This is a genomic window from Lentzea sp., from assembly GCF_036380075.1.
Lineage (GTDB): Bacteria > Actinomycetota > Actinomycetes > Mycobacteriales > Pseudonocardiaceae > Lentzea.
Genome location: NZ_DASVFL010000208.1, coordinates 71,552 through 85,609 on the forward strand (window position 1 = coordinate 71,552; position 14,058 = coordinate 85,609).

General features: G+C 70.1%; 17 protein-coding genes and 1 riboswitch. Of the genes, 5 read left to right on the forward strand and 12 right to left on the reverse strand.

The genetic code is table 11. From position 1 onward, the window contains the following. The first annotated feature begins 13 nt into the window (after positions 1–13). Entirely contained in the window at positions 14–916 is a 903-nt protein-coding gene (locus tag VF330_RS22975; RefSeq protein WP_330853716.1) for a LysR family transcriptional regulator, read from the forward strand. Here VF330_RS22975 and VF330_RS22980 read toward each other — a convergent pair. The 5 genes from VF330_RS22980 to VF330_RS23000 form a co-directional block, all read right to left on the reverse strand. Continuing rightward, positions 902–1,504, reverse strand: a complete 603-nt coding sequence (locus VF330_RS22980; RefSeq protein ID WP_330853717.1) for an NAD(P)-dependent oxidoreductase — start codon at positions 1,502–1,504, stop codon at positions 902–904. The genes VF330_RS22975 and VF330_RS22980 overlap by 15 nt on opposite strands. 73 nt (positions 1,505–1,577) lie before the next feature. Further along, positions 1,578–2,462, reverse strand: coding sequence for an RluA family pseudouridine synthase (locus VF330_RS22985; RefSeq protein ID WP_330853735.1), 885 nt, complete (start codon positions 2,460–2,462; stop codon positions 1,578–1,580). Between the two features lie 151 nt (positions 2,463–2,613). After that, entirely contained in the window at positions 2,614–3,378 is a 765-nt protein-coding gene (gene lspA / locus VF330_RS22990; protein WP_330853718.1) for a signal peptidase II, read from the reverse strand. 8 nt (positions 3,379–3,386) lie between these two features. Further along, complete coding sequence (locus VF330_RS22995; protein ID WP_330853719.1) at positions 3,387–4,718, reverse strand: aminotransferase class V-fold PLP-dependent enzyme; 1,332 nt, start codon at positions 4,716–4,718, stop codon at positions 3,387–3,389. Positions 4,719–4,755: 37 nt separating this feature from the next. Continuing rightward, positions 4,756–4,870, reverse strand: a riboswitch (SAM riboswitch). 73 nt (positions 4,871–4,943) lie between these two features. After that, positions 4,944–6,422: a potassium/proton antiporter gene (locus VF330_RS23000; RefSeq protein WP_330853720.1), complete on the reverse strand. Its 1,479-nt coding sequence runs from the start codon at positions 6,420–6,422 to the stop codon at positions 4,944–4,946. 139 nt (positions 6,423–6,561) lie between these two features. On the opposite strand from VF330_RS23000, the gene VF330_RS23005 reads away from it, so the two are divergent. Then, positions 6,562–7,494, forward strand: a complete 933-nt coding sequence (locus VF330_RS23005) for a M28 family metallopeptidase (protein ID WP_330853721.1) — start codon at positions 6,562–6,564, stop codon at positions 7,492–7,494. A gap of 79 nt (positions 7,495–7,573) precedes the next feature. On the opposite strand, the gene VF330_RS23010 is transcribed toward VF330_RS23005, so the two are convergent. Continuing rightward, positions 7,574–8,485, reverse strand: coding sequence for a hypothetical protein (locus VF330_RS23010; protein WP_330853722.1), 912 nt, complete (start codon positions 8,483–8,485; stop codon positions 7,574–7,576). 160 nt (positions 8,486–8,645) lie between these two features. On the opposite strand from VF330_RS23010, the gene VF330_RS23015 reads away from it, so the two are divergent. The 3 genes from VF330_RS23015 to VF330_RS23025 all read left to right on the forward strand — a co-directional run bounded on the left by VF330_RS23015 (position 8,646) and on the right by VF330_RS23025 (position 10,026). Beyond that, positions 8,646–8,990 carry a DoxX family protein gene (locus VF330_RS23015; RefSeq protein WP_330853723.1) on the forward strand — a complete coding sequence of 115 codons (345 nt, stop codon included), beginning with the start codon at positions 8,646–8,648 and terminating at the stop codon, positions 8,988–8,990. Positions 8,991–9,103: 113 nt separating this feature from the next. Next, positions 9,104–9,571, forward strand: coding sequence for a hypothetical protein (locus VF330_RS23020; RefSeq protein ID WP_330853724.1), 468 nt, complete (start codon positions 9,104–9,106; stop codon positions 9,569–9,571). Continuing rightward, positions 9,571–10,026: a hypothetical protein gene (locus VF330_RS23025; RefSeq protein WP_330853725.1), complete on the forward strand. Its 456-nt coding sequence runs from the start codon at positions 9,571–9,573 to the stop codon at positions 10,024–10,026. The genes VF330_RS23020 and VF330_RS23025 overlap by 1 nt, the downstream gene beginning before the upstream one ends. A gap of 27 nt (positions 10,027–10,053) precedes the next feature. Here the strand turns inward: VF330_RS23025 and VF330_RS23030 are convergent, their stop codons facing one another. The 6 genes from VF330_RS23030 to pgeF form a co-directional block, all read right to left on the reverse strand. Beyond that, entirely contained in the window at positions 10,054–10,542 is a 489-nt protein-coding gene (locus tag VF330_RS23030; protein ID WP_330853726.1) for a hypothetical protein, read from the reverse strand. Positions 10,543–10,557: 15 nt separating this feature from the next. After that, entirely contained in the window at positions 10,558–11,376 is an 819-nt protein-coding gene (locus VF330_RS23035; RefSeq protein ID WP_330853727.1) for a DivIVA domain-containing protein, read from the reverse strand. Positions 11,377–11,424: 48 nt separating this feature from the next. Beyond that, on the reverse strand, positions 11,425–11,700 hold the full coding sequence (locus VF330_RS23040; protein WP_330853736.1) for a YggT family protein: 276 nt from the start codon (positions 11,698–11,700) through the stop codon (positions 11,425–11,427). Between the two features lie 18 nt (positions 11,701–11,718). Further along, positions 11,719–12,378, reverse strand: a complete 660-nt coding sequence (locus VF330_RS23045) for a cell division protein SepF (protein WP_330853728.1) — start codon at positions 12,376–12,378, stop codon at positions 11,719–11,721. 67 nt (positions 12,379–12,445) lie between these two features. Then, positions 12,446–13,144: a YggS family pyridoxal phosphate-dependent enzyme gene (locus VF330_RS23050; RefSeq protein WP_330853729.1), complete on the reverse strand. Its 699-nt coding sequence runs from the start codon at positions 13,142–13,144 to the stop codon at positions 12,446–12,448. Then, entirely contained in the window at positions 13,141–13,845 is a 705-nt protein-coding gene (gene pgeF, locus VF330_RS23055; protein WP_330853730.1) for a peptidoglycan editing factor PgeF, read from the reverse strand. Before pgeF ends, VF330_RS23050 begins: the two co-directional genes overlap by 4 nt. Positions 13,846–14,058: the final 213 nt, after the last annotated feature.

Here is a 14,058-nt window from a genome sequence, read left to right on the forward strand (position 1 = left end):
AGGATTGGTGGTCATGCAAGCGGATCTGAACCTGCTGACGGTGCTGGACGCCCTCCTCGAGGAGGGCAGCGTGATGGGAGCGGCGGAACGGCTGCACCTGTCGTCCCCCGCGGTCAGCAGGACGCTGGGACGGATCAGGAAGGTGACCGGCGACGACATCCTGGTGCGGACGGGTCATTCGATGACGCCGACGCCGTACGCCCTGGGGATCGCCGAGGAGGTGCACCGGCTGGTGCGGGAGGCCAACGCCGTGCTCTCGCCGAGCCGTGAGCTGGACCTCGCGTCGCTGGACCGCACGTTCACCATCCAGTGCCACGACGCGCTGGCGTCGTCGCTGGTGCCCGTGCTGGTGGGGAAGATCGCGGAGCAGGCGCCCGGTGTGCGGTTGCGGGTGCTCGCCGAGCACTCCTCCGACACCGACGACCTGCGGCACGGCCGGGTCGACCTGGAGCTCGGCGGTGGCGCCCCGGACCTGCCGGAGTTCCGCTCCGAGACCCTCGGCACCGACCCGCTCGCCGTGCTGATGCGCGCGGGCCACCCGTGCACCGGCCACCTGGACCTGCCGGCCTACGCGGCCCAGCCGCACGTGGTGGTCTCGCGGCGCGGCCGGTTCACCGCGCCGATCGACGACCTGCTGGAGTCGCAGGGCCTGCACCGCCGGGTGATCGCGACCGTGGCGACGGTCCACTCGGCCCTGCAGATCGCGGCCGCGAGCGACGCGCTGGTGACCACGACGGCGATCCTGTGCCGTCCGCTGATCGAGGCGTTCGGGCTGGTCACCCGGCCGTTGCCCGCCGAGTCGCCGGAGGCTCCGGTCAACTGCAACTGGCACCAGCGCTACGACTCGGACCTGGCCCACGCCTGGCTGCGGGAGCTGGTGCGGACGACTCTCGCCGAGGTGTTAGGACAGGGGTAGCGCCACCGCGCCGGGGAAGCGCGGGGCCTCGGCCTCGTCGAGCATGGCGGCGGCCACGGTCTCGCGCCCGACGGTGGCGCGCAGGTCGAGCGGCGGCCCTTCGTCCAGGCCGACCGTGCGCCTGGAGGGACTCTCCGGCTCGTCGCTGAGCACCCCGGCGTGGAAGACCGTGCCGCCGGCGGCGAGGACGGCGTTGTCGGCCGCGACCTTGTCCGGGATCCGGTCGCCCAGGAACTTCTCCAGCACCGCGGCGCCCTCGCCCGCCGCCTCGGCGGACGGGCCCGTGCCGTAGGCGCCGAGCCAGATGATCCGCGCCGGACCGGAAGCGACGACCGCCTCGGCGCCGGCCGACAGCACGCCGGCGGTTTCCGTGCCGAGGCCGGACAGGACGACGGAGTCCGGGCCGACGACCGCCGCGATGCTCGCCGGGTCGCTCACGTCGCCCGCCACCTTGCGCAGGTTCTCGTGGTCGAGGGCGATCCGCCGCGGGTCGCGGGCGATGGCCGTGACGGTGTGGCCGCGCTCCAGGGCCTGCCGGGTCAGTGCGAGCCCGGTGCGGCCGGAGGCGGCGAGAACGATCAGGTTCATGCCGGAAACGCTATTGAGCACACCGGTTAACATCAAGTGCAACGTTATCAACCGATGATTTACCCAGAAGCAATCAGCCTTCGTCGCGCAGCTTCTCCAGCGCCTGCGCCAGGTCGTCCGGGTACTCGGAGGTGAACGTGACCCACTGCCCGTCGGCCGGGTGGTGGAACCCGAGCTGGTGCGCGTGCAGCCACTGCCGCGAGACGCCGAGGCGCTTGGACAGCGTCGGGTCCGCCCCGTACGTCAGGTCGCCCACGCACGGGTGGTGCAGTGCCGAGAAGTGCACGCGGATCTGGTGCGTGCGGCCGGTCTCCAGGTGGACCTCGACGAGCGACGCCGCCCGGAACGCCTCCATCACCTCGTAGTGGGTGATCGACGGCTTGCCGGAGTTCATCACCGCGAACTTGTAGTCGTGCTTCGGGTGCCGGTCGATCGGCGCGTCGATGGTGCCCTTGATCGGGTCCGGGTGGCCCTGCACGATCGCGTGGTAGACCTTGTCGACGGTCCGCTCCTTGAAGGCGTGCTTCAGCGCGGAGTACGCGGACTCGGACTTCGCCACGACCATCACGCCCGTGGTGCCGACGTCGAGCCGGTGCACGACCCCCTGGCGTTCGGCGGCGCCGGACGTGGCGACGCGGTGGCCGGCGGCGGCGAGCCCGCCCACGACGGTCGGCCCGGTCCAGCCCGGCGACGGGTGCACGGCGACCCCGACGGGCTTGTCGACGACGATGATGTCGTCGTCCTCGTGGATGACCTTCAGACCCTCGACGGGGATCGCCTGGACGGTGACCGGCTGCGGCGGCGCGGGCAGCGTGATCTCGAGCATCGCCCCGGCCGTGAGCCGGTCGGACTTGCCGACGACCCGGCCGTCGACCAGCACGTCGTCGGAGTCGGCGATGGCCGCGACGGCGGTGCGGGACAGGCCGAGCAGCTTCGCGAGGCCAGCGTCGACGCGCATGCCGTCCAGACCGTCGGGAATCGGCAGCGTTCGGTAACCGCTCACGCGGGGGGCCTCGACCTTCTTCTGGCTTGGGTTCACCTCGTGGCGCTGAGCTGGGCGTTCGTCACCAGCAACCACACGGGCAGAACCCTGAATTTACCAGGAGCGGCTACTTCGGCTCCTGCAGCCCGTCCTGGCCGGCCGGTGCGGGCGCCGGCGTCAGGACGTCCTCGTCCTTGGAGATCGTCCCGTCGTAGTCGTGCCGCATGAGCGCCAGGACGATGATCGTCGCGCCACCGCCGACGATCGCCATGTCGGCGATGTTGAACACCGGCCACACGCGGCCGTACGGGTCGAACAGGGACAGGAAGTCCACGACGTGGCCGCGCATCGGTCCCGGTTCGCGGAACAGGCGGTCGGCCAGGTTGCCGACGGCACCGCCCAGCACCAGGCCCAGCCCGACGGCCCAGCCCTGCGAGCGGAGGTTGCGGGAGATCCAGACGATGAACCCGGCGACGCCGAACGCGATCAGCGCGAGGATCCACGTCCAGCCCTCGGCCAGCCCGAAGGCGGCGCCGGGGTTGCGGACGAACGTGAGGTGGAGCAGGCCGCCGAAGATCTTGATCGGGTCGGCGTCCTCGAGGAACGCCACGGCCACGACCTTGGTGAGCACGTCGAGCGCCAGCACGCCGGCGGCGAGGACCGCGAGGAACTTCGTCTTCGGCTCGGGCAGCGACCCGGTGAACGAAAACCCCTCGACGTCGTCGTCCCCGCTGTCCGCGGGAGGCTCGGCCTTCTTCTCCCGCACGGGCACCACGACCTCGAACGAGGGCTCCTGCGGCTCGCTGACCTGCGTCTCCGCGGGTTTCTCAGCGACCTCGGCTGAAGCCTTCTCCTCGGACTCGGGCTCGTCGGTCACCACGTCGTTGTCCACTTACAGGACTACGCGAGGAACGGCGGAAGGGTTCGGCCGTCGTCCTCGGCGACCCAGCGGCCGTCCTGCTGCACGTACGTCCACTTCGGACCCTCGGTGACGAGGGTGCGCAGCGCGGCGACCAAGCGGTCGACGTGCTCGGCGGTCGTGCCGAGGCCGATCGACGCGCGCACGGCGCGTTCCTCGTGCGAACCGACCTTCTTGACGAGACGGCCCACGATCACGTGCGCGCAGAACGCGCCGTCGCGCACGCCGATGCCGTACTCGGCGGAGAGCGCCGCCGCGAGGAAGCCCGCGTCGAAGCCGGAGACCGTGAAGCTCACGACGCCGACCTTGTCCGCGTCGGTCAGGATCGCGAGCTCGCGGAAGCCCGGGACCGTGCGCAGGCCCTCGCGCAGGCGCGTCAGCAGCTCCTGCTCGTGCGCGACGGTCTGCTCCCAGTGCCGCGACAGGATCTCGCAGGCCGCGGCCAGCGCGTGCACGCCGACGACGTTCGGGCTGCCGGCCTCGTGCCGCTCGGGCACCGCGGACCAGGCCACGCCGAGCCGGTCGCCGTGGTCGGTCACCCTCGACGTGGCGCCGCCGCCCACCAGGTACGGCTGGGCCTGCTGCAGCCAGTCGGCGCGGCCGACGAGCACACCGGCGCCGAACGGCGCGTAGATCTTGTGGCCGGAGAACGCGATGTAGTCGACGTCGAGCTCACGGGCGTTGATCGGGCGGTGCGGGGCGAGCTGCGCGGCGTCGAGCGCGATGCGGGCGCCGTGCCTGCGGGCGACCTTCGCGAGCTCGGCGACGGGCCACAGCTCCCCCGTGACGTTGGACGCCCCGGTGACGATCACGAGTCGCGGACCGACCGGGGCGGCGGCCAACGCCCGGTCCAGCGCGACGACGGCGGCGCTGGACGAAGACGGTGCAGGGATGCGCTGGACGTGCGGTCCGCGCCACGGCAGCAGTGCCGCGTGGTGCTCGCTGTCGAACAGCACGACGGCGGTGTTGCGGGGGACGCTGCGCGCCAGCAGGTTCAGCGAGTCCGTGGTGTTGCGGGTGAAGACGACGGTGTCGGACGAGTGCGCGCCGACGAACCTGCGGATGCGGTCGCGGGCCTGCTCGTAGACGCGGGTCGAGACCTGCGAGGCGAACCCGGCGCCGCGGTGCACGCTGGCGTACCAGGGCAGCAGCTCGTCGACGGCGTCGCGCACCTCCTGCAGGCACGGCGCGCTCGCCGCGTGGTCGAGGTTGGCGTAGGTGACGCGCTCTCCGGTGACCAGCGGGACCCGCAGGTCGGCGCCGACGACAGCCGGAACCGCCGTGGTGGTGCTGGGGGTGATCGCGAGCGTCATCGAGCTGCCTCCGAGGCCAGGGGCCCCGTTCTGCGAAGGCCCGCGCTTGACCGGCGCCCCGCGCGCCGGACCAGGTCCTCACCAAGGGCACCCCACCGCGGTTGGAGGGTTGCCGGCCAGCAAGCTTGGGCTTGACGCTGGCTCTCATGACCTGCCGACGACGTTAGCGGAGGGTGACGCGCTCGTCGACACCCGATTCACATGCTGGGAAGGCTCGCAGACCGATCATTCCCCGGTCTCGCCCTTCCACCGGGCGTAGCGGCCGGCCCGGTCGACGGCGCGGACGCGCCGTTCAGCGCCCTCGCGCGCCTCCTCGGTGGTGACGATGAGCAACTGGTCGTCGGTCTGCAGCCGGGTCGTCGGCTGTGGCGTGAAACTCTTCCCGCCGCGCACCACGAGGCTCACCGTGGCGCCGGTCGGCAGCCGCAGCTCGGACATGTAGACGCCGTGCAGCTTCGACCCGCGCTGGATGTGCACCTGGAGCAGCTCCGCGCCCAGCTCGTCCAACGGCGAGGAGTCGACCTGGACCTCCTGCGGCTCCCCCGCCCGCACCAGCCCGAGACGCCGGGCCAGGAACGGCAACGTCGTGCCCTGCACCACCGTCAGCACGATGACCAGGACGAAGACCACGTCGACCAGCTCACGGGCGCCGTCCAGCCCCTGGATCAACGGGATCAGCGCGAACACGATCGGCACCGCGCCCCGCAGCCCCGACCACGAGAGGAACGCCTGTTCCCGCCAGGGCACCTTGAACGGCAACGAGGACAGCACCACCGACAGCGGCCGTGCGACGAACGTCAGCACCACGCCCGCGACCAGTGCGGGGAACAGCACGTCCAGCAGCCGCAACGGTGACGCGTAGAGACCGAGCAGCACGAACAGCCCGATCTGCGCGAGCCAGCCGAGTCCTTCGGCGAACGAGAGCGTGTCGGCGCGGTGCGGCAGGCGGGCGTTGCCGAGGACGAGCGCGGCGACGTAGGTGGCGAGGAACCCGGACGCGTGCACGAGATCGCCCGCGGTGTAGGCCATCACGCACACCGCGACGGTGGCGAGCGGGTACAGACCGGTGGCCGGCAGCGCCGCGCGTCTGAGCCCCGCACCGCCGACGACGCCCAGCGCGACACCGATGAGCGCGCCCGCGCCCAGTTCGTAGAGCACCAGCAGCGGCGCCGTCCAGGAGATCTGGTCGGACGAGGCCAGCAGCACGACGGCGATGTACACCGGAGCGTCGTTGAGACCCGACTCCAGCTCCAGCGCACCGGTGAGCCGCGCGCCGACCCCCAACGACCGCAGGACGCTGAACACCGCGGCCGCGTCCGTCGACGACAGCACCGCGCCCCACAGCAGCGCCATCCGCCAGTCGAGGCCCAGCAGGAAGTGCAGCGCCGTGCCGGTCACGGCGACACTGACCGCAACGGCCACTGTGGACAGTGCCACGCCCAGCCACAGCGACGTCTTGACGGCGTGCCAACGGGTCGTGAGCCCGCCCTCGGACAGGATCAGCACGAGCGCGGCGATGCCGAGCGACTGCGTGAGGTCGGCGTCGTCGAACTTGATGCCCACGACCGACTCGCCGAGCAGGACGCCGATCCCGAGGTACAGCAACAACGAGGGCAGGCCGAGGCGCGTCGACACCCGCACCGCGATCACGGAGACCAGCAGGACGGCAGCGCCGATGCCCAGAACGACCGTGACGTCACCCACCTGGACCATTCTGGTTGATCACCACCGATCTGGACGAATCAGGCGCGTTAACAACTCCAGCCGTTCGCCCCTAGCAGGGGCGTGCTCGGTGGAGCACGTTGATCAGTGGCTCAATCCCAACCCTGCACGGAGTTGAACCATGAGGATCCTGATCGCGCTGGCGGCCGCCTTGACGGTGGCCGGAACCACGACAGCGCACGCGGCCGCACCGGCGGCCCTGGCAGCACCGAACATCTCGGTCGCGAACGTCCAGTCGCACCTCACCCAGTTCCAGTCGATCGCGAACGCCAACGGCGGCAACCGCGCTCACGGACGCCCGGGGTACCTGGCCTCGGTGAACTGGGTGAAGGGCAAGCTCGACGCGGCCGGCTTCACCACGCGCGTGCAATCGTTCACCAACGGCGGCGCCACCGGCTACAACCTGATCGCCGACTACCCCGGCGGCGACGCGAACAACGTCGTGATGCTGGGCGGTCACCTCGACAGCGTCACCGCGGGCCCGGGCATCAACGACAACGGCTCGGGCTCCGCGTCGATCCTGGAGGTGGCCCTGCAGATGAAGGCCACCGGGTTCCAGCCCACCAAGCACGTCCGGTTCGGCTGGTGGGGCGCGGAGGAGCGAGGCCTCGTCGGCTCGACCTTCTACGTGAACTCCCTGTCGACGACGGACAAGTCGAAGATCAAGGCGTACCTGAACTTCGACATGACCGGCTCGCCGAACCCCGGCTACTTCGTCTACAGCGCCTCCGGCCAGCCCTCCGGCTCGCTGGAGCTCCAGCAGCGCCTGCAGGCGGGCTTCACGGCGATCAACGTCCAGACCGAGCTGACCAGCGTCGGCGGCCGCTCGGACCACGCGGCCTTCGCGCGCTCCGGCATCCCGGTCGGCGGCACCTTCACCGGCGCCGAGGGCACCAAGACCTCGGCCCAGGCGCAGAAGTGGGGCGGCACGGCCGGCCAGGCCTTCGACCGCTGCTACCACGCCTCCTGCGACACCTCGTCCAACATCAACACCACGGCGCTCGACCGCAACGCGGATGTGATCGCCTCCACGTTGTGGGCGACGGCGGCGTGATCGGCTAGGCACCTGCCCGGCCTCGTCGAGTTCCGGCTCGACGAGGCCGGGCACCGGCGCCTAGAAGGCCATCACCGCCTCATCGCACACCCCCGGCGCACTCGAACAGCACCGGGCTGGTCCCCACGGCCCCGTACAGGTCGCCGTCGTCCGTCAGGGACGCGAACGCCACACCGCCGGACACCGGAACCCCGCGCCCGGGCTCCTCGAACACCGCCGTGTCACCCCAGGCCGAACGAGCCAGCACGTGGCCGTGCGAGTTCACCGCCACCGCCTCGGACACGCCCCCGAACGGCTCGCTCGCCACCCCGGCCAGGTCCCACCGCACGACCTCCGAGCCGGCGACCCCGACCGCGTACGAACCGCGCACCGCGCTCACCCGCACGTCGCCGAGCGGCACCACCCCGGCAGGGCGAACCCACTGCGCGCCACCGGATGACGACACGAGCACCGAGCCGTCGTCCGCGATGCCCACCGGTTCGAAGGACGCGTCCGCGCCCGGAACCCGGTGCGGCACAGCGGAACCCGCCGGCCACACCACCGGCTTGCCGTCGGAGCGGCCGAGCACGTCGCCACGCTCGTTCACGTCCAGCGCCTCCACCCGGTACTCGCCGGGTAAGCCCTGCAGCGCCTCGTACGCCCCCGCCTGCCACCGGGAAGCCGCCGGGAACGTGTACGCCGACAGCACCACCACGCCGGACGAGTTCACGTCCACCGCACGGGTCGTGTTGCGGGAGAACGACAACTGGTCGGCCAGCTGCCCGTCCTTCCACACGAGCACGGTGCTGCCGTCCGCGGACCAGAACGACCCGTTGCCCACCGCGTACGAGCCCGCCCCGGACACCACGCCCCCGGACCGCACCGCCTGCGGCACCGGCAGTTCGACGAACCCCCAGGACCCGCAGGCGGGCACGGCCTCTGCTGACGCGGGCGCCACCGCGAGAGCCGAAAGCAGCAGCGCGCCCGCGAGGACGCGCCATCCCCCAGTCATGACCATCGCATTCCCCTTCATGCCGATTCGGTCTTGCACTGCAGACCGTAGCGGCGGGGTCTGACAGTTTTTTGAGCCGGAACGACGAAGGGCCACCGTCCGAAGACGACAGCCCTCGTGGATCCGGGGTGTGGACGCGCGCGAACCGTATGCTCGCCCGATGACGTTGACCATCGCGTTGTCGGTCGTGCTGGCCCTGCTGTTCGTCGCGACGGGCGCGGGCAAGCTGTTCGGCGCGAAGGCGTCATTGGAAGCACGTGACCACTTCCGGATGAACCCCGCCCTGTGGCGGACGATCGGCGCGCTGGAGTGGGCGGGCGCCGCCGGTCTGATCGTCGGGCTGGTCACGTGGGAGTGGGTCGCGCACGCCGCCACCCTCGGCCTGGGGCTGCTGATGGTCGGCGCCACGATCACCCGGTTGAGGTACGACTCGAAGCCGGTGGGCGTCGTCGTGGACCTGGTCCTGCTCGCGTTGCTGATCCTGCTGCTGTTCCTGGACCGCTGACGCGTGCCTCGCATCTGCTCACCTGAGTAGAACTAACCATGGCGGTCCAGGCGTGGGCTCCTCCAGACTTCGTTCGGGGTGATCGAGGGATCATCCCGACAGGGGGAAACCACATGCGTGTCATAGCTTTGGCCTGCGCATTTTCGCTTCTGGGCGCAGGAGTCGCCTCCGCCGCCGAGCCGTCGACGTTCGTGTTCGACGCGGCCGCCAACGCGTTCCCGATCACCGCCACGAGCGGCGAGTGGACCTCACCTCCGGCGACGTTCACCGTCAGCCGGCGCGAGTGGGACGGCAACACGCTGCACGTGAGCGTCAGCAACGCGGGCAAGACCTACGTCCTCGACCTCTCGCGCCACGACGGGAACCCGATCACCACAGGCACCCACACCGGTCAGAAGGCACTGGTCGTCAACCGGAACCTGGGCTGCGCCGACACCTCGGCGGACTTCACCGTCGACCGCCTCGACCTGAACGACCAGGGGGTCGTCACCGCGCTGGACGCCTCGGTCGACCACCGCTGCGGCGACAGCCCGACCAACGCCCTGCTTGTCCGCGTCCACTACGTCCGGGGGAGCAACTGATGCGCGTCGCACTGGCCACGGCCGCCCTGCTGTTCATCGCGACCACACCGGCCCTCGCCGCCGAGACCGACCGCCTGATCTGGGACTCCGACGAGCACGCGCATCCGACGCAGGGCCGGTCCGGCACCTGGACGCCGCCGGAGCTGTTCTCCGCCCGGGAGCACCCCGGCAACACGATCCGCATCAAGGGCGAGTCCCCGGACGGCCGCGAGTACCTCATGATCGAGCTGACCAGGCACGACGGGCAGCGGATCACCGAGGGCCCCCACGAGGACCAGAAGGTGCTGGTCGTCAACCGCGGGCTCGGCTGGGTCGACGAGGCAGGCGACTTCGACGTCGACCACGTCGCCTACGGCTCGGACGGGCAGATCTCCGAGTTCGACGCGGCGATCGAGCACCATTACCTGGACGAGCCGGACACCACGTTCCGCGCGAAGGTGAGCTACCGGCGCTGACGCCGCCCGTCCGCGAACCGGACGGACTCAGCTGGTGCTGCGGCTCCTGCGGACCAGCACCGCGTCGGGGCCGCACAGGGCGCACGGCGTGAACTGGAGCTGTCGCGCTTCCTGCACCGGGAGGCCCAGCGTGGGCCTCCCGGCGAGCCAGGAGCACGAGCTCAGGTGGTACCGGGGCCGTTCGTCCAGCACCCGGACCTCGTCCACCAGATCGGCCACGACGAGCACGTCGGCCGCGTCGGTGTCCTCTTCCGGTGGTTCCTCGTCAGCGGACGGCGTGTCGCCTTCATCCGACTCCACCACCCGATGATCATCAACTCGAGCTTGTTGATCTACACTCTGCGCGTCGGCAGCGGGGTCCCCCGGACGCCTGCGCCACCAGTCCCATGCGAGGACCAGGGCGGCGAGCACGCTCGCGCCCACGGAAGACCACGCCCAGATCGTGTTGGACGTGGTCAGTGCGGGAACGAGCAGCCCGAGGGCTGCCAGCACCAGAAGCAGAACTACGAAGAGCACCTAGCGAACAGTAGTTCAGCCCGCTTCGGCGCGTGCGCCGAAGGAGTAGCCCTGGGAGCGGCCCTCGGACGGAGCGGCCGGGCCGCGGTCCTGGAGGTCGCGCAGGGACGACTCGAGCATCGTCTTCAGTCGCGTGCGGTACTCGCGCTCGAACGTCTGCAGCTTGTCGATCTGCTTCTCGAGCGTGTTCTTCTCCTGGGTGATGTTGCCCATCACCTCGGCGTGCTTGCGCTGCGCGTCGCGGTCGAGCGCGGTGGCCTTCTCACGGGCCTGCCGCTCGAGCGTCTCGGAGCGCGTGCGCGCGTCGTTGAGCATGGTCTCGGCACGCGTGCGCGCCTCGTTGACCATCGTGTCGGCCTTGGCACGGGCCTCGGACAGCAGCTGCTCGGACTTCGTGCGCGCCTCGGACAGCATGCCGTCCGCCTCGGCCTTGGCCTCACCGGTGAGCCGGTCGGCCATCTCCTGGGCGAGACCCAGGACCTTGGCGGCCTGCACGTGGTGGTCGCCACCGCCACCGGGAGACGTCTGCTCCATCACCGTGGGCGGCGGGACCGGCGCCAGGCGGCGCGGCGGCTCCTCGACCGGCATACGGCTCGTCATGGGGCTGGCGGAAGCCTTCGCACGCGCGTCGTCGAGGTCGGCACGCGACGTCTCGAGCTGCTGGTCGAGCTGCTCGACCTGCTGACGGAGGTCGTTGTTCTCCTCGATCAAGCGGGCCAGCTCGCCCTCAACCAGGTCGAGGAACGCGTCCACCTCGTCCTCGTTGTAGCCCCGCTTGCCAATCGGCGGCTTGCTGAACGCGACGTTGTGCACGTCAGCGGGGGTCAACGGCATCGGATCACCTCTCGCACTCCTGGGCTGCGGTCATCCCACGGTTCCCCGTCACCTGGGATCTGCGAATCGCATCAGAATGATAACGACCAGCCACAGCACAATAATCGATAGGTCCAGTCCGACGCCCCCGATCCGCACAGTCGGGATCACCCGACGGAGCAGTAACACCGGGGGGTCGGTGACCGTGTAGACGGTCTCGAGCGTCACGGCTACGCCGCCGGCGGGGCGCCACTCCCTCGCGAACGTCCGCACCAGTTCGACCACGACACGCGCGGTCAGGAACAGCGAGAACGCGAAGAGGGCGTAGAAGATGACGAGACGGATCGGGTCCACAGCTCAACTCTAACCGTGGTTCCCGAACCCGCCCTCGGCCAGCTTCCTGCGGTCCTCCGCCGTGACGTCAACGTTCGGCGGTGAGAGAAGGAACACCCTGCTGGTGATCTTGTCCATGGACCCGCGCAAGGCGAACGCGAGACCGGCCGAGAAGTCGACGAGCCGCTTGGCGTCCGCGTCGTCCATGTCGGTCAGGTTCAGGATCACCGGGGTGCCGTCCCGGTAGTGCTCCCCGATCGTGCGCGCCTCGCTGTAGCTGCGGGGATGCAGCGTGGTGATGCGCGCCAACGGGTTGCCCGCAGGTTCCGCGACCGGGCGCAGCCTGCTCACGGGCTCGCGCTGCGGCTCGACCGCCAGCGCACCGTGAACGGGTGCGTCGGCCGCCCAGCGCCGCGTGCTCGCGGGGCTGTTGCCACCCCGCGGCCGCGACTCGGGCTCGTAGTCGTCCGGCTCGTCGATCTCGGCCCGGTACCCGGAGCCCTGCAGCTCCGGCCGGCCCGGCGTGAACACGCGGTTGCGCCGCGGGTAGGGGTCGTAGTCGTCGGCCTCGGCCGCGTACTCGGACCGGTAGTCGCCGTAGCGCCCCCGGTCGTCGTCGTAGCCGGGGTCGTCTGCGTACTCGGCGGGGACCATCCCGAAGTAGGCCTTCAGCTTGTGCAAAGCGCTCATTCCAGCCCCTCCTCGGCGGTTCCCCACTCTTAGGGACGGTGCGGACGGTCCCGAGGTTCCCGACAACCTATGGCGAGGTTAGTCGCCGACTGCCGAGCAACGCCGTTCCGACACGCACACAGGTGGATCCGTGCGATATGGCATCTTCCAGGTCATTGCTCATTCCCGCAGACACAGCTGTGGCAGTGGGATGATCATCACGTAGGCCTGATACCACCGAAGCCAACGCCTCAAACGCCTGCGCGGGCTTCATCGTGAGCGGTGCGACGGTCATCGCACCTCGCAGAATAAGATCACCCGAACGAGTGATCGCGCCAGCCAGTTCCGGCACATCGCCGACGGCACACCCACCGCGCGACGTGTCCCCGTCGATGCTGACCTGCAGCAACACGTCCAACGCCCGCCCCCGCGAGTGCGCGGCCTTCGCGAGCGCCTCGGCCAACCGGACGCTGTCGACGGAGTCGACCTGATCGGCCCATTCGACAACGGATTTCGCTTTGTTCCGCTGCAACCGCCCGACCATGTGCCATCGAACACCTTCAAGGTGTCTCAATTGGGCGGCCTTTGCCCCGGCTTCTTGATCCCGGTTTTCCGCGAAGTGCCGCAACCCGAGCCGATAAAGGATCTCCACATCGCTCGCGGGCCAGGTTTTCGTCACCGCGAGCAACATCACCTCGGACCGCTCCCGCCCCGCCGCCAGACACGCCTGCGCGATGCGCTCCTCAACCTCGGCGAGGTTGGCCGCGAGCTCCTCTTCCCGACTCACGGCTCGACCCAAACGACCGAGGCGAGCCGCCCGGTGGGCGCCTCCCGCCGGTGGCTGAACAGGTCCTTCTCCTCGAACGTGCAGCGGGGATCGACACCGATCTTCCCGACCCCGGCACTGGCGAGCTGGTTCCACAACCCGGCCCGGAGGTCCAGCGCAGGCGTCCCCTTCCGCGACTTGGACGCACTGCCGGGCAGGTGCTTCTCCACGTCCCGCTGCATGTCCGCGGGCACCTCGTAGCACTCACCACACACCGAGGGCCCAAGCAGAACCTCGATCCGCTCCAACTCGGCCCCGAGCGCCATCATCGCCTTGAGCGCTTCGACGACAACCCCGACACGCGCGCCGACACGCCCAGCGTGCACAGCACCGACAACACCGGCCTCAGCATCCCCGAGCAACACCGGCACACAGTCCGCCGTCAACACAACAAGCCCCAGACCAGCCCGTTTCGTCACAACAGCATCAGTGGCCTCAAGCGCCTCGGCCTGCGGCCCGTCAACGGTCGCGACAGTCCGCCCGTGAACCTGCTCCATCCACACCAAACGATCAGGCGTGAGCCCGATCCCCTCGGCAAGACGCTCCCGGTTGGCCTCGACGGCCTCGACGTCGTCCCCGACGTGATCGCCGAGGTTGAACGACGCGTAGGGCCCTTTGGACACGCCGCCAGCGCGGGTGGTGACAACACGACGAATGCGCACCCCCACACCCTAGTTCGACCAGCAACGCCACAGCCGCGCCCCAATCGCGAAGCCGAAGGCGAGCCACGCGAGGCCGAAGGCGAGCCCAAGCGATGGCGCAGCCGAGCAGTCCCGAGCACAGCGAGGCGCGGTGGTGGCTCCCCCGTCTAGCGCTCCTCAGCACTTGCCGCGCCCGAGGGGTCAGGTCAAGTCGACACGCTCTTCGTCGACTTG

Coding starts and splice junctions, on each gene's coding strand:
- VF330_RS22995 (WP_330853719.1), bottom strand. CDS start 4,718: ATGACGCTCGCGATCACCCCCAGCACCACCACGGCGGTTCCGGCTGTC.
- VF330_RS22975 (WP_330853716.1), top strand. CDS start 14: ATGCAAGCGGATCTGAACCTGCTGACGGTGCTGGACGCCCTCCTCGAG.
- VF330_RS23020 (WP_330853724.1), top strand. CDS start 9,104: ATGCGTGTCATAGCTTTGGCCTGCGCATTTTCGCTTCTGGGCGCAGGA.
- VF330_RS22980 (WP_330853717.1), bottom strand. CDS start 1,504: ATGAACCTGATCGTTCTCGCCGCCTCCGGCCGCACCGGGCTCGCACTG.
- VF330_RS23045 (WP_330853728.1), bottom strand. CDS start 12,378: ATGAGCGCTTTGCACAAGCTGAAGGCCTACTTCGGGATGGTCCCCGCC.
- VF330_RS23015 (WP_330853723.1), top strand. CDS start 8,646: ATGACGTTGACCATCGCGTTGTCGGTCGTGCTGGCCCTGCTGTTCGTC.
- VF330_RS23035 (WP_330853727.1), bottom strand. CDS start 11,376: ATGCCGTTGACCCCCGCTGACGTGCACAACGTCGCGTTCAGCAAGCCG.
- VF330_RS23010 (WP_330853722.1), bottom strand. CDS start 8,485: ATGACTGGGGGATGGCGCGTCCTCGCGGGCGCGCTGCTGCTTTCGGCT.
- VF330_RS23005 (WP_330853721.1), top strand. CDS start 6,562: ATGAGGATCCTGATCGCGCTGGCGGCCGCCTTGACGGTGGCCGGAACC.
- VF330_RS23025 (WP_330853725.1), top strand. CDS start 9,571: ATGCGCGTCGCACTGGCCACGGCCGCCCTGCTGTTCATCGCGACCACA.
- VF330_RS22985 (WP_330853735.1), bottom strand. CDS start 2,462: ATGCGCGTCGACGCTGGCCTCGCGAAGCTGCTCGGCCTGTCCCGCACC.